Genomic DNA, 19294 nt, shown 5'->3' with positions numbered 1-19294 from the left:
CGGTTCCCTCGAACACCCCAGGGCAGAGTTCGAACTCGCCGCGGGGGGGGGGGCCCAGGGCCCCCCCCCCCCCCCCCCCCCCCCCCCCCCCCCCCCCCCCCCCCGGGGGGGCGGGCGGCTCCGTACGGCCCGGGGGTCAGGCCTTGCGGTTGGCTTCCCAGCCGGCCCAGGCGGAGGTGACCATCTCGCGGACGTCGTGGCGGGCCTTCCAGCCCAGCTCGCTGCCGATGCGCTCGGCGGAGGCCACGACCTTCGCCGGGTCGCCGGGGCGGCGCGGGGAGACGACCGGCGCGTAGTCGTGCCCGGTGTTCTCGTTCAGGAGCTCGACCATCTCGCGGACGGAGACGCCCTCGCCGCGCCCGATGTTGACGGTCAGGTCCCGGTAGTCGCCGGCCGCGGCCCACTCGGCGAGCTTGCGGGCCGCCACCACGTGGGCGTCCGCCAGGTCCGCGACGTGGATGTAGTCGCGCACGCAGGTGCCGTCCGGGGTCGCGTAGTCGTCGCCGAAGATCTTGGCGCCCTGGCCGGCGTCGTAGCGCTCGAAGACCATCGGGACCAGGTTGAAGACGCCCGTGTCGGCGAGCTCGGGGGTCGCGGCCCCCGCCACGTTGAAGTAGCGCAGGCAGGCGGTGGAGATGCCGTGCGCCTTGCCTGCGGCGCGGACCAGCCACTCACCGGCCAGCTTGGTCTCGCCGTACGGGCTCAGCGGCGCGCAGGGGGTGTCCTCGGTGACCAGCTCCACGTCGGGCATGCCGTAGACGGAGGCCGAGGAGGAGAAGAGGACGTTGCGGATGCCCGCGGCGGCCACGGCCTGGAGGAGCACCGTGAGGCCGCCCACGTTCTCGTGGTAGTAGTGCATCGGCTTCTCGACGGACTCGCCGACCTGCTTCTTGCCCGCCAGGTGCACCACGCCGGTGATCCGGTGGTCGGCGATGGCCTTGTCGAGGACCTCCCGGTCCAGGACCGAGCCGATCACCAGCGGTACGCCCTCCGGGACGCGGTCCTTGTTGCCCGTGGAGAGGTCGTCGAGGACGACCACGTGCTCCCCCGCGAGCAGCATCGCCCGGACGACGTGCGCGCCGATGTATCCGGCGCCCCCGGTGATCAGAAACGTCATGTGTATCTCCCTGGTCCTGTCCGTGTTCTGGCGCTGAGGTCGTGGTGCCTCAGCCCGACGCGCGGCCCGCCCTGGCCCGGTCGAATCGGTTGCGTACGAGGTACAGCGCGCCCGCGGCGCCGGGTGCGAGGCGCAGGGCCAGCGCTCCGGAGGCCGTGCGGTACGGCTGCGTCAGCAGAACACCGTACCGGCTGCTGGGCAGGGCCCTGCGGCGGAGCAGCGGACTGCGGGGGCGCAGCGGAGTGAGCAGGGAGCTCCCGTCGCCGCACTCCACGCCCACCTCCACGTTCCACGTCTGGAGCCTGCGCAGGCCCTGGGTGCGGCCGGTGGAGGCCAGGTCGGCGAGGCGGAAGGGCAGCAGGGCCGTCCAGCCGCCGTCCGCGTCGGGCGTCAGCTCCACTGGCTTGGCGAGGACGGGCTCCCCGCCGGCGCGGGGCAGGAAGCGCAGCTGCGCGGTGTGCGGTGCGGACGCGCCCAGGCGCCCGTACAGGTCGTGCAGCCGGACGCGCACGGCCGCCTTGCCGGCCGGTTCCGCGTCCATGGTCACCGGCAGGTCGGCGGTCGGCAGGGCGAGCAGCCCGTCGAGCGGCACCGGGAGCTCCGCGCTCCACACCGGGGTCCCGTCGGGCGCGACCGCGTACGGGGGCAGCAGCCGGGGCGGCTCGGCGGCGAGGCGGGTGAACCGCTCGACGTCGGCGGGCGGCGTTTCGGTGGCCCGCAGCACCCGTACGATCCAGCGGGCGTGCGGGGCGGCGGCCTCGATGTCGGCCTCGGCGAAGGTGTCGAGGTACTCGCGGGTGAGGGTCCACCAGGCGCGCTGGTACTCGGGGTCCTTGCCGAGCTCGCGCACGTACATGCGCAGGTCGTACTCCAGGAACTTCACCTGGCAGGCGCGGCCCAGCTCCGGCGAGGCGTGGGCCAGGATCCGGGAGGCCGCGCGGTGGGCCTCGATCCGCGAGCGCCAGTTGCCGACGTCCTTGCGGTCCAGGGAGATCGACACCCGGGCGGCGGCGCGGCGGACGTGCCAGACGTAGACGAGGTCGCCGGTGACGGCGATGCGGGGGGCCGCGGCGAGGACGCGCGCGGTGAAGACGAAGTCCTCGTAGACGAACCGGCCGTCGGGGAAGCGCAGGCCGTGCCGGTCGAGGAAGGCGCGCTCGTAGAGCTTGTTGACACAGAGGGTGTCCCGGACGAGGTCGGGCCGGTCGGCCGGCCGCTCGATCACGTCTCCGGGGGTGTGCAGGCCGGGCATCCACGGCACGTCGTGGTGCTGGGGCAGCTCGCGGCGGACCGCCGATCCGACGGTGACCGGGGTGCGGTGCAGGACGGCGGTGCGCACCAGGGCGTCGGCGGCTCCCGGAGGCAGGACGTCGTCACTGTCGAGGAAGAGGACGTACGGGGCGGTCGCGAGCGCGATCCCGTCGTTGCGGGGGGTTCCGCACCCCCCGCTGTTCTCCGCGCGGTGCAGGACCTTCAGCCGGGGGTGGGCCGAGGCGAGGTCGTCCAGGACCCGTCCGGTGTCGTCGGACGAGGCGTCGTTCACGGCGATGACCTCGGCGACCACCGGGCCCTGGGCGAGAGCCGAGGTAACGGCCTCGCCCACGAGCCCGGCGTCGTTGTACGCGATGATCACGACGGAAACCGTGGGCGCGTTGGTGCTGTTCACCCTGTGGATCCTAGGGGAACGATGTAAAGGCACCTTCAAACCCGATCCGGCGCCCGCCGTGGGAGAACGACTAGAACGGCTTGAACTCGTCGTACTCCTTCTGCACGGAGTCGCGTTCGGCTTCCTTCTCCTTGCGGCGCGTGGTCGCCGGACGCGGCGCCTCCAGACGGTGGTCCTCACCGCGGCGGCCCAGCATCTCGGCGCCGGCCATCATGGTCGGCTCCCAGTCGAAGACGACCGCGTTCTCCTCGGAGCCGATGGCGACGCCGTCGCCGGCGCGGGCGCCGGCCTTGCGCAGCGCGTCCTCGACGCCCAGGCGGTTGAGGCGGTCGGCGAGGTAACCGACGGCCTCGTCGATGTTGAAGTCGGTCTGGCGGACCCAGCGCTCCGGCTTCTCGCCGCGCACCCGGTAGACCTCTTCGGCCTCGTCGTAGGCGATGGTGAAGCCGCTGTCGTCCACGGCCTTCGGCCGGATGACGATGCGGGTCGCCTCCTCCTTGGGCTTGCGGGCACGGAACTTCGCGATGACCTCGGCGAGGAAGTAGGACAGCTCCTTCAGGCCCGTGCGGTCGACCGCGGAGACCTCGAAGACCTTGTAGCCGCGGGCCTCCAGGTCCGGGCGGACCATCTCGGCGAGGTCCTTGCCGTCGGGGATGTCGACCTTGTTGAGGACGACGAGGCGCGGGCGCTTCTCCAGGCCGCCGCCGTAGAGCTTCAGCTCCTCCTCGATGGCGTCGAGGTCGGCCAGCGGGTCGCGGTCGGACTCCAGGGTCGCGGTGTCCAGGACGTGCACCAGGATCGAGCAGCGCTCGACGTGGCGCAGGAACTCCAGGCCGAGGCCCTTGCCCTGGCTGGCGCCGGGGATGAGGCCGGGGACGTCGGCGATCGTGTAGACCGTCGAGCCGGCCGTGACCACGCCCAGGTTCGGGACGAGGGTGGTGAAGGGGTAGTCCGCGATCTTCGGCTTGGCGGCGGAGAGCACCGAGATCAGCGAGGACTTGCCGGCGCTCGGGAAGCCGACCAGCGCCACGTCGGCGACGGTCTTGAGCTCCAGGATGACGTCGCCGCCGGTGCCGGGGACGCCGAGGAGCGCGAAACCGGGCGCCTTGCGGCGGGCCGAGGAGAGCGCGGCGTTGCCGAGACCACCGCGGCCGCCCTCGGCAGCCACGTAGGTGGTGCCCTGGCCGACGAGGTCGGCGAGGACGTTGCCCTCCTTGTCGAGGACGACGGTGCCGTCCGGCACCGGCAGGATGATGTCCTCGCCGTCCTTGCCGGAACGGTTGTCGCCCGCGCCGGGCTTGCCGTTGGTGGCCTTGCGGTGGGGGCTGTGGTGGTAGTCGAGCAGGGTGGTGACCGACTGCTCCACCACCAGGATGACGTCGCCGCCACGGCCGCCGTTGCCGCCGTCGGGGCCGCCGAGCGGCTTGAACTTCTCCCGGTGAACGGAGGCGCAGCCGTGGCCCCCGTTACCCGCGGCGACGTGCAGCTCGACGCGGTCTACGAAGGTGGTCATGGTTGTTCCTCCAGATACAGCGGGAATATCCCGGAAAGCCCGGGGAGGTGGGCCTTGCCACCCATTGAACGTCTCTACGTGACAACGCGCCGAGGGCGGACCTCTCTTCCCGGCCTGAGCCGGGAAGAGCTGAGATCCGCCCTCGGGAAGTTCAGTACGCCGTGATCAGCCGGAGCTGGATCAGGCGGCCGGAACGATGTTGACGACCTTGCGGCCACGGTGCGTGCCGAACTCGACCGAACCGGCCTGCAGCGCGAACAGCGTGTCGTCGCCACCACGACCGACACCCGAACCGGGGTGGAAGTGGGTGCCGCGCTGGCGGACGAGGATCTCACCAGCGGAAACGACCTGACCGCCGAAGCGCTTCACGCCGAGCCGCTGGGCATTGGAGTCGCGCCCGTTCCGGGTGGACGATGCGCCCTTCTTGTGTGCCATGTCTCAGTCCCTCTTACTTCGCAGCCGTGGGGATACCGGTGACCTTGATCGCCGTGTACTGCTGGCGGTGACCCTGGCGACGGCGGTAGCCGGTCTTGTTCTTGTACCGCAGGATGTCGATCTTGGCACCCTTGTGGTGGTCCACGATCTCGGCCTGGACCTTGATCCCGGCGAGCACCCACGGGTCGCTGGTCACGGCTTCGCCGTCGACAACGAGCAGGGTCGAGAGCTCGACCGTGTCGCCGACCTTGGCAGTGGAAATCTTGTCAACCTCAACGATGTCACCAACAGCAACCTTGTGCTGGCGACCACCGCTGCGCACGATGGCGTACACGCGGATCTCTCTCTCGCTCGATTCGGGAACCCCTGAAGCCAGCCGGCCCCGCGAAGAAACCGCAGGCCGGCCTCCCCCGAACCGCGAGGCGGTGCGGGAGGTGAGGTGCTCAGTGGACGGCGCGCACATAGACACGCCAGCGGCCCAGGTTACGGGGCCCCGTCTGAGGGGTCAAACCGGGACCTGATCACCCGTGCGGCCGAGGCCCGTACGTCCGCACGCGGGACCGGTCCGGGCCGGACGGCGGGGCTCCGGCCGGCTCCGCACCGACAGCGGGACGGCTGGCGGGACGGCTGGGGGGACGGGCGCCGCCGGGGGCCCCGGAGCCCGCCGCCGGGCCCGGGCGGGCCGTGGAGGCCGCTCCGGGCCGCCGGTGACCGTACGGACGGTGCCGGGCGCGGGTCCCGTACGGAAACGGCCCTGCCCGGCACCGAGAGGGTGCCGGGCAGGGCCGTGCGAACGCGGACCGCGGGATCAGGCCTCGGTGGGGGCCGAGACGGACGGGAGCGCCTGCTGCTCCGCCGCCGCGGTCTTCTTCGTGGCCCGCTTGGTCGCGGTCTTCTTCGTGGTGGCCGCCTTCTTGGCGGTCGCCGTGGTGGCCTTCTTCGCCGCCGTCGCCTTCTTGGCGGTGGTGGCCTTCTTCGCCGCGGTCGCCTTCTTGGCCGGAGCCTTCTTGGCGGCCTTCTTCGCGGGAGCCACCTCCTGCGCCGGAGCGGCTTCCCCGCCCGCAGCGGCCGGCTCGGCCGCCTCGGTCACCGGGGCGTCGACGACGACCACGGCCGCCTCGGCGGCGCCTGCCGGGGAACCGGCGGGCGCGGTGGCCTTGCGGGTGGCACGGCGGCGGGGACGGGCCGGGGCCGCGTCCCGGGCGGGCGCCTCCTCCGCGACGGCCACCGGGGCCGGCTCGGGCTCGGCGACGGCCGGGACGACCGGCTCGGGCTCGGCCACCGGCGCCGGCTCGGCCACCGGCTCCGCGACGGCCTCGGCGGGAGCGCCCGCCGGAGCGGTCGCCTTGCGCGTCGCCCGGCGACGGGTGCGGCCCTTGGGGGCCTCCTCCGCCGGGGACTCCGCGGCGGCCTCGGCCACGGGGGCCGGAGCGGCCTCCACGACCGGCTCCGGGACCGGCGCCGTCTCGACCGGCTCGGCGACCGGCTCCACGACGGCCTCGGCCACGGGGGCCGGGGCGGCCGCACCGCGCGGGGCGCCCGCCGGAGCGGTCGCCTTGCGGGTGGCACGGCGGCGGTTGCGGCGGCCGCTCACGCCGGCCTCGGCCTCGGCGGGGCTGCTGTACAGCTCCTCGTCCGCGACGAACTCCGGCTCGGGCAGCGCCCGCGGAGCGGCGGCCTCGGCCGCCACCTCGGCGTCGGTCTCGGCCTCCGCCTCGAACTCCGCCTCGACGGTCTCGGTGTCGTGGTCGTGCTGGTCGAACTCGGACTTGCCGCCGCGCCGCTTGGCGCGCTTGCCGTTGCCACCGCCGCCGACCACGGTCGGGGTCTCCATGTGCACGATGACGCCGCGGCCGTTGCAGTGGACGCAGGTCTCGGAGAAGGACTCCAGCAGGCCCTGGCCCACCCGCTTGCGGGTCATCTGGACCAGGCCCAGCGAGGTGACCTCGGCGACCTGGTGCTTGGTGCGGTCGCGGCCCAGGCACTCCAGCATGCGCCGCAGGACCAGGTCGCGGTTGGACTCCAGGACCATGTCGATGAAGTCGATGACCACGATGCCGCCGAGGTCGCGCAGCCGCAGCTGGCGCACGATCTCCTCGGCCGCCTCCAGGTTGTTCCTGGTGACGGTCTCCTCGAGGTTGCCGCCCTGACCGGTGAACTTGCCGGTGTTGACGTCGATGACGATCATCGCTTCGGTCTTGTCGATCACGAGCGAACCGCCCGAGGGCAGCCAGACCTTGCGGTCGAGCGCCTTGGCGAGCTGCTCGTCGATCCGGTACGTCGCGAAGACGTCGACCTCGGAGGTCCAGCGCGACAGCCGGTCGGCGAGGTCCGGGGCCACGTGGTTGACGTAGCCGTGGATGGTCTCCCAGGCGCTGTCACCGCTGACGATGACCTTCGTGAAGTCCTCGTTGAAGATGTCGCGCACGACGCGGACGGTCATGTCCGGCTCGCCGTACAGGAGGCTCGGCGAAGACGTCGAGATCTGCTTCGACTTCTTCTGGATGTCCTCCCACTGCGCCTGCAGGCGCTCGACGTCACGGCGCAGCTCGTCCTCGCTCGCGCCCTCGGCGGCGGTGCGCACGATGACGCCCGCGTCCTCGGGGACGATCTTCTTGAGGATGGTCTTCAGGCGCGCGCGCTCGGTGTCGGGCAGCTTGCGGCTGATGCCGGTCATCGAGCCCTCGGGCACGTAGACCAGGTAGCGGCCGGGCAGCGAGACCTGGCTGGTCAGGCGGGCGCCCTTGTGACCGATCGGGTCCTTGGTGACCTGCACCAGGACCGACTGGCCGGACTTGAGGGCGGCCTCGATGCGGCGCGGCCCGTTGGCCATGCCGAGCGCCTCGAAGTTGACCTCGCCGGCGTACAGGACCGCGTTGCGGCCCTTGCCGATGTCGATGAAGGCGGCCTCCATCGACGGCAGCACGTTCTGGACCTTGCCCAGGTAGACGTTGCCGACGTACGAGGTGGCTTCCTCCTTGTTGACGTAGTGCTCGACGAGCACGTTGTCCTCGAGGACGCCGATCTGGGTGCGCTCGCCGGACTGGCGGACGACCATCACGCGCTCGACGGCCTCGCGGCGGGCCAGGAACTCGGCCTCCGTGATGATCGGGACGCGGCGGCGGCCCTGCTCGCGGCCCTCGCGGCGGCGCTGCTTCTTCGCCTCCAGGCGCGTCGAGCCCTTGATGGACTGGACCTCGTCGGAGGAGGTGGACGTGGAGGCGGACTCCGTACGCTCGCGGGCCGGGCGCGGCTCGCGGACCTTGACGACGGTGCGTACGCCGTCGTCCTCGCCGCCCTCGGCGGCGTCGGCGCCGGAGTCACCGCTGCGGCGGCGACGGCGACGGCGGCGACGGCTGGAGCTGGAGCCGAGCGCGCCGTTGTCGTCGTCCTCGTCGTCCTCCTGCTCCTCGGTCTCCTGCTCGGCGACCGGGGTCTCGGCGTCGTCCTCGGCGGACTCGTCGAGGTCGGCGGACTCACCGCGACGGCGACGGCGGCCACCGCGACGGCGGCGGCGCGACGGGCGCTCGCCCGAGTCGTCGCCGTCGTCGAACTCGGTGGTCTCCTCGTCGAGCTCGGCGGTCTCGGCCTCCGGCTCCTCCTCGGCGAGCACCTCGGGCAGGGAGACCGGGCCGCTCTCGGCGACCGGGGCGGCCTCGACGGCGCCGCGACCGCGGCGACGGCGGCGGCCGGCGGGCTGCGGGGCGGGGGTCTCGACGACCTCCGCCGGGGCGGCGGCCTCGGTGAGCTCGTCCTCCTCCTCGACCTCGTCGGCCGGGTCGGCGGCGCGGGCGGCCGCGGCGGCCATGGCGGCTGTCTCGGGGGTCTGGAACATCGGCTCGGCGAAGACCGGGGCCTGGAAGACGGCCACGGCGGGACGCGTGGCGCGGCGCGAGCGGGCCGGGGCGGCGGGCGCCTCGGCCTCGGCGGCCGGCTGCGCGGCGGTGGCCGGCGCGGTCGTGGCCGGCGCGGCGGTGGCCGGCGCCGTGGTGGAGCGGGTGGCGCGGCGGCGGCCGCCGCGCTTCGGGGAGTCCACGGCGTCGGCGACGGTGACGGCGCGGGCGGCGGCCCTCGGGGCCTCCTCCACGACGGCGGGGGCCTCGTCCGCGGCGGGCTGTGCGGCGGCGCCCGGAGCGGCGACGGCGCGGGTGGCGCGGCGACGGGTCCGCGGCGCCGGGGCGGCGGACTCCTCGGCGGCGACCGCGGCGGGGGCCTCGGCCACCGGCACCTCGGCGACCGGGGCCGCAGCGGCCTCGACCGGGACGGCGGCAGCGGCGGCAGGAGCGTCGGGGGCGGTCACGGCGCGCGTGGCACGACGGCGGGCACGCGGGGCCGGAGCGGCCGGAGCCTCCTCCTCGACCACCGGCGCGGGCGCAGCCGCCTCCACCGGAGCGGCGACAGCGGCGGCCGGAGCCTCCGGCGCGGTCACGGCGCGGGTGGCGCGACGGCGGGCACGCGGGGCCGGAGCGGCCGGAGCCTCCTCCTCGACCACCGGCACGGGCGCAGCCGCCTCCACCGGAGCGGCGACAGCGGCGGCCGGAGCCTCCGGCGCGGTCACGGCGCGGGTGGCACGACGGCGGGCACGAGCGGGAGCGGCGGCCGGAGCGGCCTCCGCCTCGGGCGCGGCGGGGGCCTCGGCGACCGGGGCCGGGGCGGCGACGGGAGCGGCGGCGGTGGTGGCGGCCGGAGCGTCGGGGGTGGACACGGCGCGCGTGGCACGGCGGCGGGCGCGGACCGGGGCGGCGGCCGGAGCGGCCTCCGCTTCGGGGGCGGCCGGAGCGGCCTCGGCCACCGGGGTGTTCTCGGCGGCGGTCCCGCCGGGCGGGCCGGCCGGCCGGGAGGCGGCGCGGCGACGCCTGCGCGGGGGCAGGTTGTCGCTGGGGCTGCCGCTGTCGGCGTTACCGGGGGTGGTGTCGTTTTCGTTGTTGAGCATTGCGGGCGGTTCTCCCGTCACGCTCCCGGGCGCCGCGGCTGACGTCCGGTCCGGCTCGGATCCGCGTAATGAGCGCGGAGCCGGCCTCCGGGGCGCGTTCGCCACACGGGAGCTGTAGTCCATGGCCGCCGGTTCCGTACGTGTGTGTGCGTACGGCCTGGCGGAAGTCTTCAGGTCAATGCGCTGCCCGACCCAGGTGGCTCCCGAGTGCCAGGGCTGCGCGACGACGACGTTCCCTACGCGGCGGGACCTTCCGGCGCCTTCGCGTCGGCCGCTACGGCGGCCGTTTGTGGGGCGGCCGTGTCGGCCTCGCGGTCGGGCGCGAGCGGGTCGGTCACCGTGCCGGACTCCTCGTCGAAGAGCCCCTGCGCCAGCCTGGTCACCGCTGAGGGGACCGGCGGCGCCAGGTCGGCCACAGCTCGGAGACCGGACAGGACGTCGTCGGGTCGCACGGCAGGTGTCAAATGCCGAACAACCAGCCGCAGTATCGCACAGGCATTGTCCAGAGGCCTATCAACCTGGGCGGAAAGCGCTTCCAGACTGACCACCGCGCCGCGCGTGTCGAAGGTCCGCATGCCGTTCTTGGTCCGGCGCTGGACCTCCACCGTCTCGGCGGCGAGGAAGACCGCCACGGCGCGTTCGGCCTCGGCCGGGTCCACGCCGTCGAGGCGCAGCTCCCAGACGGAGGCGGTGAGCCGGTCGGCGAGGCCCGAGGTGCGGGCCTCCACGGCGTCGATGATGTCGAGGCCGGCCGGCATCGACTCGTCGAGCAGCAGGCGCAGGTTCTCGGGGTCGCGCGGCGCCGCGAGGGCGATCTCCAGGTACTCGGCCTCGCTGCCGGTCCCGGTGGGGGCCGCGTTGGCGTACGAGACGCGGGGGTGCGGGGTGAAGCCCGCCGAGTACGCCATGGGCACCTCGGCACGGCGCAAGGCCCGCTCGAACGCCCGCTGGAAGTCGCGGTGGCTGGTGAACCGGAGGCGGCCGCGCTTGGTGTAGCGCAGTCGGATGCGCTGCACCACCGGTGCGGGTGGCGGGCCTTCGGGCTGTCGCTTGCCCAGTGGTTCTTCTCCTTGTGCGGGGCTCCGCGACCGGCGCGTCGCCCTGAGGTCTGTGGGGCCTGCGGGCCACGCCCCGCCTCCGGCTCACCCCTGCCGTTCGTGGAGGGAGATCTCGGGAGCGGGCGTGTTGCCCACGGCCTTCTTACTACCCAGAGTACGCGCCCGTGACCTCACCGGTTCCCGGGAAGGGGTGCCGAAGAGCGCCTGCCGTACGCCGGCCCGCGCCTCCCGCACCGCGGCGCGTGCGGTACGCCACACTTCGCGCGCGAAGTGCCCGGCGGGAGTGGCGACCTGCCGGTAGGCCCACGCCGCCGGCCGGGCGACGAGCCCGCGCCACAGCAGGAGCAGTCCGCGCCCGACGGCCCGGCTGACGCGGCCGGCCAGCCGCCAGGCGGCGAGGAGGACGTGCCCGACCGGCGTGAGCACGTACGCGTACAGCCCGCGCGCGGTCCGGGCCAGTCCGCGGCCGAGCGGTGCCAGCAGGTACCGGTACGCCCCGGCGGCTGCGGGGACCACCGCGTACCGCCACGCCGCCACCCACGGCCACACCAGCAGGGCCTTGGCCAGCCAGGCGAGGGCGTGCCCGGCGGGGACCGCGCCGTGGCGCCACAGCGCGACCCACGGCCACACGAACAGGGCGCGCAGGAGCACCGGGAGGAACCGGGCGAGGCCGCGCCCGGCCGGAGCGAGGACGTGGCGGTGGAGCCGGCGGGCCAGCCGGCCCGCGCCGCGGACCGGCGGGACCAGCAGGTGGCGGTAGCCGGCGACGAGGAGCCGGACGGTGCCCGCGCCGAGCGGCCGCAGCACGTGCCGGCCGAGGGCCCGGACCGTCCGTGCGAGCCCGTGGCCGGCCGGGCGCAGCAGGGAGTGGTACAGCCCCCGGCCCAGCGGGGTCAGGACGTACCGCCAGAGCCCGGCCCACGGCCAGACGAACACGGCCTTCGCCAGCCACCCCAGCGCCGCGGCCGCCCACCGCGCGCCCCGCGCGAGCCCGTGGCCGAGCGGGCGCAGCAGGTACCGCAGCAGCCCCCGGCCCAGCGGGGTCAGCACGTGCCGCCACAGCGCGGACCCGGCGGGTACGAGGACGTGGCGCCACGCGGCGGCCCACGGCCAGTAGCAGACGGCGAGGAACACCCACCGCAGGAGGAGTCCCGCGCCCCGCGCCAGCCAAGCCGCGCCGCGGTCGAGCGGGGACAGGACGTACCGGTGGAGCCGGGCGAACAGCCAGGCCGCCGCGTCGCCGGCCGGCCGCAGGGCGCGGCGGTGCACGGCGCGGGCGCACAGGACCAGCAGGTCCCAGGCCATCCGCAGCGGCAGCAGGACCAGCACGGCCACGATCCGCACGGGGATCCGCACCACCGCGAACACGCACCCCCGGGCCTCGGGCGGCCGGGAGGGGCCCGCGGGAGCGGTGACGGAGCCGGGGGCGGACCGCAGAGCGGTCCCGGCGGCGGGCCCGGCGGCGGAGCCGGGGTCTTCGTGCATGTCGACGGCCATGTCCATGACGACGCACGGGAGGCCCCCACCGTTGCGGGTGGGGGCCCCTCGATGCGCGGGCGTCACGCGGCGGCCGCGGCGCGGGTCGTTTCGCGCGCGGCTACTTCACGACCGTGAGCGGCAGCAGCTTCTTGCCGGTGGGGCCGATCTGGATGTCGAGGTCGAGCTGCGGGCAGACGCCGCAGTCGAAGCACGGGGTCCAGCGGCAGTCCTCGACCTCGGTCTCGTCGAGGGCGTCCTGCCAGTCCTCCCAGAGCCAGTCCTTGTCGAGACCGGAGTCCAGGTGGTCCCAGGGCAGGACCTCCTCGTAGGTGCGCTCGCGGGTCGTGTACCAGGCGACGTCCACGCCGTACGCGGGCAGCGCCTTCCCGGCCGCCTCCATCCAGCGGTCGTAGCTGAAGTGCTCGCGCCAGCCGTCGAAGCGGCCGCCCGACTCGTACACGGCGCGGATGACGTCACCGACGCGGCGGTCGCCGCGCGAGAGCAGGCCCTCGACGACGCCCGGCTTGCCGTCGTGGTAGCGGAAGCCGATGGAGCGGCCGTACTTCTTGTCCCCGCGGAGCTTGTCGCGGAGCTTGCCCAGACGGGCGTCCGTCTCCTCCGCCGACAGCTGCGGAGCCCACTGGAACGGGGTGTGCGGCTTCGGCACGAACCCGCCGATCGACACCGTGCAGCGGATGTCGTTCTGGCCGGAGACCTCGCGGCCCTTGGCGATGACGTTGACCGCCATGTCGCCGATCTGGAGCACGTCCTCGTCGGTCTCGGTCGGCAGGCCGACCATGAAGTACAGCTTCACCTGGCGCCAGCCGTTGCCGTACGCCGTGGAGACGGTCCGGATCAGGTCCTCTTCCGAGACCATCTTGTTGATGACCTTGCGCATGCGCTCGGAGCCGCCCTCGGGGGCGAAGGTCAGGCCGGAGCGGCGCCCGTTGCGGGTGAGCTCGTTGGCCAGGTCCACGTTGAAGGCGTCCACGCGGGTCGACGGGAGGGACAGGCCCACCTTGTCGTCGGTGTAGCGGTCCGCGAGGCCCTTGGCGATGTCGGCGATCTCGGAGTGGTCCGCGGAGGACAGCGACAGCAGGCCGACCTCCTCGAAGCCGGTCGCCTTCAGGCCCTTCTCGACCATCTCGCCGATGCCGGTGATGCTTCGCTCCCGCACGGGGCGCGTGATCATGCCGGCCTGGCAGAAACGGCAGCCGCGGGTGCAGCCGCGGAAGATCTCCACGGACATCCGCTCGTGGACGGTCTCGGCGAGCGGGACCAGGGGCTGCTTCGGGTACGGCCACTCGTCGAGGTCCATGACGGTGTGCTTGGACACGCGCCACGGCACGCCGGAGCGGTTCGGGACGACGCGGCCGATGCGGCCGTCGGGCAGGTACTCGACGTCGTAGAAGCCCGGGACGTACACGCCGCCGGTCTTCGCGAGGCGCAGCAGGACCTCCTCGCGCCCGCCCGGACGGCCCTCGGCCTTCCAGGCACGGATGATCTCGGTCATGTCGAGGACGGCCTGTTCGCCGTCGCCGATGACCGCGCAGTCGATGAACTCCGCGATCGGCTCGGGGTTGAAGGCCGCGTGGCCGCCCGCGAGGACGATCGGGTGGTCGACGGTGCGCTTGCGGGCCTCCAGCGGGATGCCCGCGAGGTCCAGCGCCGTGAGCATGTTCGTGTAACCGAGCTCGGTGGAGAAGGAGAGCCCGAAGACGTCGAACGCCGACACGGGGCGGTGGGAGTCGACGGTGAACTGCGGCACCTTGTGCTCGCGCATCAGTTCTTCGAGGTCCGGCCACACGCTGTACGTGCGCTCGGCGAGGACGCCCTCGCGCTCGTTCAGCACCTCGTACAGGATCATGACGCCCTGGTTGGGCAGCCCGACCTCGTACGCGTCCGGGTACATGAGCGCCCAGCGGACGTCACAGGCGTCCCAGTCCTTGACGGTGGAGTTCAGCTCTCCGCCGACGTACTGGATCGGCTTCTGTACGTGCGGAAGCAGGGCCTCGAGCTGAGGGAAGACCGACTCGGTCATCACGCGACTTTCGTGAAGCGGGCAGGGGACGACTCTCAAGCGTACCCCGGTGCGCAGCCGCCCCTCCCCGCATGATCATTCGAGGGCGGCGCGCAGCGCCGGGTCGGCCGCCGCCGCCCAGACGTCGGGGAGTTCGCGTTCGCGGCGCTCGGCCAGGGCCTCCTCGCGCCCGTACAGGACGCCCCAGGTGAAGCCGGGTTCCCCGGCTCCCTGCGCCTGGGCGGCGAGACCGCGCAGGGCTTCGCGGGCCACCACCCCGTCCTGGTGGTCGCCGAGCAGGGACTGGACCGACTTCACCGCCTTGGCGAGCCGCTTGGCCGGCTTCCCGAGCGCGGGGACGGCCGCCTCGGCCGCGTACCGGGCGCGCTTGGCCGCCTTGCGGGCTTCGTGCAGGGCCAGGTCGCGGTCGTGGCCCTGCTCCATGGCCAGCGCGTCCCCGACCCGTCCGGCGAGGCGCTCGAAGTCGCCGAGGACGGCCGCGGGCAGCACCTCGCGCGCGGGCCGGCCGGCGGCGTCGCGCAGCGGCGGGTCGGCCAGCAGGGCGTCGAGGGAGTCGAGCAGGGCGACGTACCTCTTGCCGTCGAGCACGGCCAGGGCGCGGCGCCGCGAGCCGGCGCGGCGGGTGGCGTTCCACACGCGCAGGCGGCTGCGGACCGGGCCCGCGACCAGGGTGCGCGGGAGCTCGCCCAGGTGGGTCTGGATGCGCTCCAGGAGGACCTCCTGGTCGCGGTCGACGCCGAGTTCGGCGGCCAGCCAGCGCAGTTCCCCGCCGACCGGGTCGGTGGCGTCGCGGTCGAGCACCTTGCGGTAGGTCTTGAAGGCGCTGCGCAGCCGGCGCGTGGCGACCCGCATCTGGTGGACGGAGTCCGGCAGGTTCCGCCGGACGGCGGGGTCCTGGGCGACGAGGGTGTCGCGCTGCGCGCGCAGGTACGCGAGCACCTGGTCGCCCGCCGTGCCCCCGGGGCCGCCGTCGCCGGGCCGGGCGGGGGGCTCGGCGCCCGTCTCGGCGAGGGCGCGGGCGAGTTTCGAGGGGGCGTCGGAGACCTTGAGCCCGGCCTTGCGGAAGGTCTTCTCGACCGCGTCGAGCAGCGCGGGGTCCACTCCGTCGGCGAGTTCCACCTCGACTTCGGTCCAGGTCGCGGCTGCGTCGCCGCGCTCGGCGCGGACCGCGTCGGTGGACAGCTCCGCGAGGAGGGCGCCGTCGGCGCCGAGGAGGTGGCTGAGCCGGCGCGAGGACAGCAGCCTGACCTGCGGGGCCAGGCCGGCGCCCCGGACCCGGGAGCGGACCAGGGCGGCGAGGGAGTCGGGGAGGGCGTCGCCGAGCGGGGCCCCGATCTCGTCACGGACCCCCGGGGAGACGGGCAGTTTGAGGTGCCAGCCGGCGTCCGCGCCGCCGGTCCTGCGGCGCAGGGTGAGGCCGTCGGCGGCGAGCCGCCGGTCGGGGGTGTCGTAGTAGACGGCGTCGAGTTCGACGGTGCCCCGGTCGGTCACGGCCGTGATGCCGGCCGTGCCCGTCAGGTCCGGCACCTCGTTCCGGGCCGGCCCGGAGCCCTTCTTCCCGGCCCCCGTGAACTCGAATTTCCGCTCGATCTCGCGCTTCGTGTCCGCCATGGACCGAATTTAGTCCTGAACGGGACGCGGCTCCAGGGTGAACGGGGCATTAGGCCGACAACGGACGCTGCACCTTGATCGACTGCAACAGCCCGACCGCCACCCAGACGGCGAACATCGAGGACCCTCCGTAGGAGACGAAGGGCAGCGGGAGTCCGGCCACCGGCATGATCCCGAGGGTCATCCCGATGTTCTCGAAGGACTGGAACGCGAACCAGGCGATGATGCCGGCGCACACGATGGTCCCGTACAGCTCGGTGGTCTCGCGGGCGATCATGCACGCGCGCCACAGGATGACGCCGAGCAGGACGAGGATGAGCCCGGCCCCGATGAAGCCGAGCTCCTCCCCCGCCACCGTGAAGACGAAGTCGGTCTGCTGTTCCGGCACGAACTGGCCGGTGGTCTGCGAGCCCTTGAAGAGCCCCGAGCCGGTCAGGCCGCCCGAGCCGATCGCGATGCGCGCCTGGTTGGTGTTGTAGCCGACGCCCGCCGGGTCCAGCTCGGGGTTGGCGAAGGCGGCGAAGCGGTTGATCTGGTACTCGTCGAGGACGCCGAGCTGCCAGATCAGGACGGCGCCGCCGACGCCGGAGCCGAGCAGGCCGAGGACCCACCGGTTGGAGGCGCCGGAGGCCAGCAGCACGCCGAGCACGATGACGACCATGACCATGACGGAGCCGAGGTCGGGCATCAGCATGACGATGCCCATCGGGGCGGCCGCCAGGCACAGGGCCTTGACGACCGTCCGGTGGTCGGGGTGGGCGAGGTCGCCCGCGTCCACCCGGGTGGCCAGCAGCATCGCCATGACCAGGATGATCGTGATCTTCACGAACTCGGAGGGCTGGAGCGAGAACCCGCCGCCGATCACGATCCACGCGTGGGCACCGTTGATGGTGGCGCCGAGCGGGGTCAGGACGGCGAGGATCAGCACCAGCGAGAGCCCGTACAGCACGGGCACCGCGCCGCGCAGGGTGCGGTGGCCGAGCCAGACGGTGCCGATCATCAGGACGAGGCCGATGCCGGTGTTCAGCGCGTGCCGGGCGAGGAAGTAGTACGGGTCGCCCTGGTTGAGCTGGGTCCGGTTGCGCGTCGCCGACCACACCAGCAGGGCGCCGATGAGGGACAGCGCGAGGGCGGACAGGAGTATCGGCCAGTCGAGCCGGCGCACGACCGAGTCGCGGGCGGTGAGTTTGGCCATCGCCCCGCGCTGCTCGGGCGCGTACCGGGAGACGGAGAACTTGTTGGCGGTCTGCATGTCCTTCAGTCCTGCCGTGCGGGAGGTGGTCCGGCGAGTGCGGGCGGCGCGACATCCTCCGGGGACGGCGGCACGTACGGCTTGATGTCGGGGGCTTCGATGGAACCGTCGGGCAGGATCCGGGGCAGTTTCGCCTCCGGCTTCAGCAGCAGGGCCTTCTTGAGGTCCTGCTTGCCCTCCATGTCGAGACCGTAGATGGCGTTGTAGAGGTTGCGGACGGCGGGGCCGGAGGCGCCGGAGCCGGTGCCGCCCTGGGAGATGGTCATGACGATCGCGAAGTCGTCGGTGTACGTCGCCAGCCACGAGGTGGTCTGCTTGCCGTAGACCTGGGCGGTGCCGGTCTTGGCCCGCATCGGGATCTTGTCCAGCGGCCAGCCGCCGAACCGCCAGGCGGCGGTGCCGCCGGGCTCGACGACGGAGCGCAGGCCCTTGTCCAGGTCGCGGACGGTCTTGGCGTCGATCGGCAGCCTGCCGTGGGACTGCGGCTTGATCATCTCGACGCGCTTGCCGTCGGCGCTGATCACCGCCTTGCCGACGGTGGGGTTGAAGAGGGTGCCCCCGTTGCTGATGGCCGAGTAGGCGGTGGCCATCTGGATGGGGGTGACGAGGACGTCGCCCTGCCCGATGGCGAAGTTGATGCTGTCGAACGCCTTGAGCTGGTTGCCTTCGAGGCAGCTCTCGTAGGCGATCTGCTCGACGTAGGTCCCGCCCTTCTTGCCCTGCTTGCACCAGGCGTTCTTGTTGGCCGTCCAGAAGTTCTTCTTCCAGCGGCGGTCGGGGATGCGGCCGGTGACCTCGTTCGGCAGATCGATCTGCGTCTCGGACCCGAGCCCGAATTCGCGGGCGGTCCGGTAGAACCAGTCGTGGGCGTCCTTCTTGGGCTGCAGGCCGCCGTCGTGCTGCCATTCCTTGTGCCCGAGCGCGTAGAAGACGGTGTTGCAGGAGAACTTGAGGGCGTCGCCGAGGGTGATGGGGCCGTGCCCCTTGGACTCGAAGTTCGCGAAGCTCCGGCCGCCGAGGCTGTACGAGCTGCTGCAGTTGTACTTGTCGTCGAAGGCGTAGCCGGCCCGCACGGCCGCGCTGGCCGACACCACCTTGAAGATGGAGCCCGCGGGGGCCTGGCCCTGGATGGCCCGGTTGAGCAGCGGGTAGTTGGACTTCTGGCTGGTGAGCCGGGCGTAGTCCGCGGCCGAGATGCCGCCGACCCAGGCGTTGGGGTCGTAGTCGGGCTGGGAGGCCATCGCGACGACCCGGCCCGTCTTGACCTCCATGACGACGACGGCGCCCGAGTCCGCCTCGTACTTGCGGCCCGTGATGTTGTCGGTCTCGTTGCGGACCGTCTTCATCGCCTGCTGCAGCTCGTACTCGGCGACGGCCTGGACCCTGGAGTCGATGCTGGTGACGAGGGTGGACCCGGCCACGCCCGGGTCGGACTTGGTCTGGCCCATGACCCGGCCGAGGTTGTCGACCTCGTACGAGGTGACCTGCGCCTTTCCGCGCAGTTCCTTGTCATAGGTGCGTTCGATCCCGGAGCGGCCCACCTGGTCGGAGCGCAGGTGCGGCGAGTCGGTGTTCTTGGCCTTCTGGATCTCGTCGTCGGTGACGGGCGAGAGGTAGCCGAGCACCTGGGCGGTGCGGGTCCCGCCGGGCGCCGGGTAGCGGCGGACGGCCGTGGGCTCCGCGGTGATGCCGGGGAACTCCTCGGGACGTTCGCGGAGCTGCAGCGCCTGCTGCGTGGTGGCTTCGAGCGTGACCGGGATCGGCTGGTACGGGGAGCCGTTCCAGCAGGGCGCGGGGGTCCGGGAGTCGCAGAGCCGGACCTTGTCCATGACCTCCCGGGGGCTCATGTCCAGGACGCCGGCGAGGCGGGTCATAACGCCCTTGCCCTTGTCCGGCATCTTCATCAGGGCGGTCCGGCTGGCGGACACGACGAGGCGGGTCTCGTTGTCGGCGATCGCGACCCCGCGCGCGTCGAGGATCGAGCCGCGCACGGCCGGCTGGACGACTTGCTGGACGTGGTTGCTCTTCGCCTCGTCGTAGTACTCCTGCCCGTTGCGCACCTGGAGGTACCACAGGCGGCCGGCGAGGGTGAGGAACATGGAGAGGACGAGGATCTGGATCATGACAAGCCTGATGCGCACCCGGGGGGTGCGGCCGGTTTCCGGAGAGTTGGTCACCGCTGCTCCCTC

At 73.2% G+C, this 19294-nt stretch carries 12 protein-coding genes; all 12 read right to left on the bottom strand.

Going from position 1 to position 19294, the window contains the following annotated elements; translation table 11 throughout:
- Positions 1-136 precede the first annotated feature (136 nt).
- The gene (galE, locus tag ACZ6S8_RS37245) at positions 137-1117 is read right to left on the bottom strand and encodes a UDP-glucose 4-epimerase GalE (protein WP_469462534.1); all 981 of its coding nucleotides are present in this window, start codon (positions 1115-1117) and stop codon (positions 137-139) included.
- A gap of 49 nt (positions 1118-1166) precedes the next feature.
- Positions 1167-2783 (bottom strand): glycosyltransferase family 2 protein, encoded by a 1617-nt coding sequence (locus ACZ6S8_RS37240; RefSeq protein WP_469462532.1) that lies wholly within the window; start codon positions 2781-2783, stop codon positions 1167-1169.
- Positions 2784-2853: 70 nt separating this feature from the next.
- Complete coding sequence (gene obgE / locus ACZ6S8_RS37235) at positions 2854-4296, bottom strand: GTPase ObgE (RefSeq protein ID WP_469462530.1); 1443 nt, start codon at positions 4294-4296, stop codon at positions 2854-2856.
- 180 nt (positions 4297-4476) lie between these two features.
- Positions 4477-4731, bottom strand: a complete 255-nt coding sequence (rpmA, locus tag ACZ6S8_RS37230) for a 50S ribosomal protein L27 (protein WP_030013081.1) — start codon at positions 4729-4731, stop codon at positions 4477-4479.
- A gap of 13 nt (positions 4732-4744) precedes the next feature.
- Complete coding sequence (rplU, locus tag ACZ6S8_RS37225) at positions 4745-5065, bottom strand: 50S ribosomal protein L21 (RefSeq protein ID WP_383913250.1); 321 nt, start codon at positions 5063-5065, stop codon at positions 4745-4747.
- Between the two features lie 474 nt (positions 5066-5539).
- Entirely contained in the window at positions 5540-9664 is a 4125-nt protein-coding gene (locus tag ACZ6S8_RS37220; protein WP_469462528.1) for an Rne/Rng family ribonuclease, read from the bottom strand.
- A 236-nt stretch (positions 9665-9900) separates the two neighbouring features.
- Positions 9901-10680 carry a TIGR03936 family radical SAM-associated protein gene (locus ACZ6S8_RS37215; RefSeq protein WP_469462526.1) on the bottom strand — a complete coding sequence of 260 codons (780 nt, stop codon included), beginning with the start codon at positions 10678-10680 and terminating at the stop codon, positions 9901-9903.
- Between the two features lie 126 nt (positions 10681-10806).
- On the bottom strand, positions 10807-12225 hold the full coding sequence (locus ACZ6S8_RS37210; RefSeq protein ID WP_469462525.1) for a hypothetical protein: 1419 nt from the start codon (positions 12223-12225) through the stop codon (positions 10807-10809).
- Positions 12226-12319: 94 nt separating this feature from the next.
- Positions 12320-14245: a TIGR03960 family B12-binding radical SAM protein gene (locus ACZ6S8_RS37205; RefSeq protein ID WP_469462523.1), complete on the bottom strand. Its 1926-nt coding sequence runs from the start codon at positions 14243-14245 to the stop codon at positions 12320-12322.
- 72 nt (positions 14246-14317) lie between these two features.
- A complete protein-coding gene (locus ACZ6S8_RS37200) occupies positions 14318-15853 on the bottom strand; it encodes a CYTH and CHAD domain-containing protein (protein ID WP_469462521.1) in 1536 nt (511 codons plus the stop codon).
- A gap of 49 nt (positions 15854-15902) precedes the next feature.
- Positions 15903-17105: a rod shape-determining protein RodA gene (gene rodA, locus ACZ6S8_RS37195; RefSeq protein WP_469462520.1), complete on the bottom strand. Its 1203-nt coding sequence runs from the start codon at positions 17103-17105 to the stop codon at positions 15903-15905.
- Positions 17106-17110: 5 nt separating this feature from the next.
- Positions 17111-19282 carry a penicillin-binding protein 2 gene (gene mrdA / locus ACZ6S8_RS37190; protein WP_469462518.1) on the bottom strand — a complete coding sequence of 724 codons (2172 nt, stop codon included), beginning with the start codon at positions 19280-19282 and terminating at the stop codon, positions 17111-17113.
- Positions 19283-19294: the final 12 nt, after the last annotated feature.

The sequence above is a fragment of the Streptomyces sp. NPDC048461 genome, from assembly GCF_055587105.1.
Note: the sequence above shows the minus strand (reverse complement) of the source record. Positions and strands in the feature narration are given on the sequence as shown.

What these genes read in the sequence shown, in the direction of transcription:
- galE (WP_469462534.1), bottom strand. Translation starts at nt 1,117, where the DNA reads ATGACGTTTCTGATCACCGGGGGCGCCGGATACATCGGCGCGCACGTC.
- obgE (WP_469462530.1), bottom strand. Translation starts at nt 4,296, where the DNA reads ATGACCACCTTCGTAGACCGCGTCGAGCTGCACGTCGCCGCGGGTAAC.
- rpmA (WP_030013081.1), bottom strand. Translation starts at nt 4,731, where the DNA reads ATGGCACACAAGAAGGGCGCATCGTCCACCCGGAACGGGCGCGACTCC.
- ACZ6S8_RS37220 (WP_469462528.1), bottom strand. Translation starts at nt 9,664, where the DNA reads ATGCTCAACAACGAAAACGACACCACCCCCGGTAACGCCGACAGCGGC.
- ACZ6S8_RS37210 (WP_469462525.1), bottom strand. Translation starts at nt 12,225, where the DNA reads ATGGACATGGCCGTCGACATGCACGAAGACCCCGGCTCCGCCGCCGGG.
- ACZ6S8_RS37200 (WP_469462521.1), bottom strand. Translation starts at nt 15,853, where the DNA reads ATGGCGGACACGAAGCGCGAGATCGAGCGGAAATTCGAGTTCACGGGG.
- rodA (WP_469462520.1), bottom strand. Translation starts at nt 17,105, where the DNA reads ATGCAGACCGCCAACAAGTTCTCCGTCTCCCGGTACGCGCCCGAGCAG.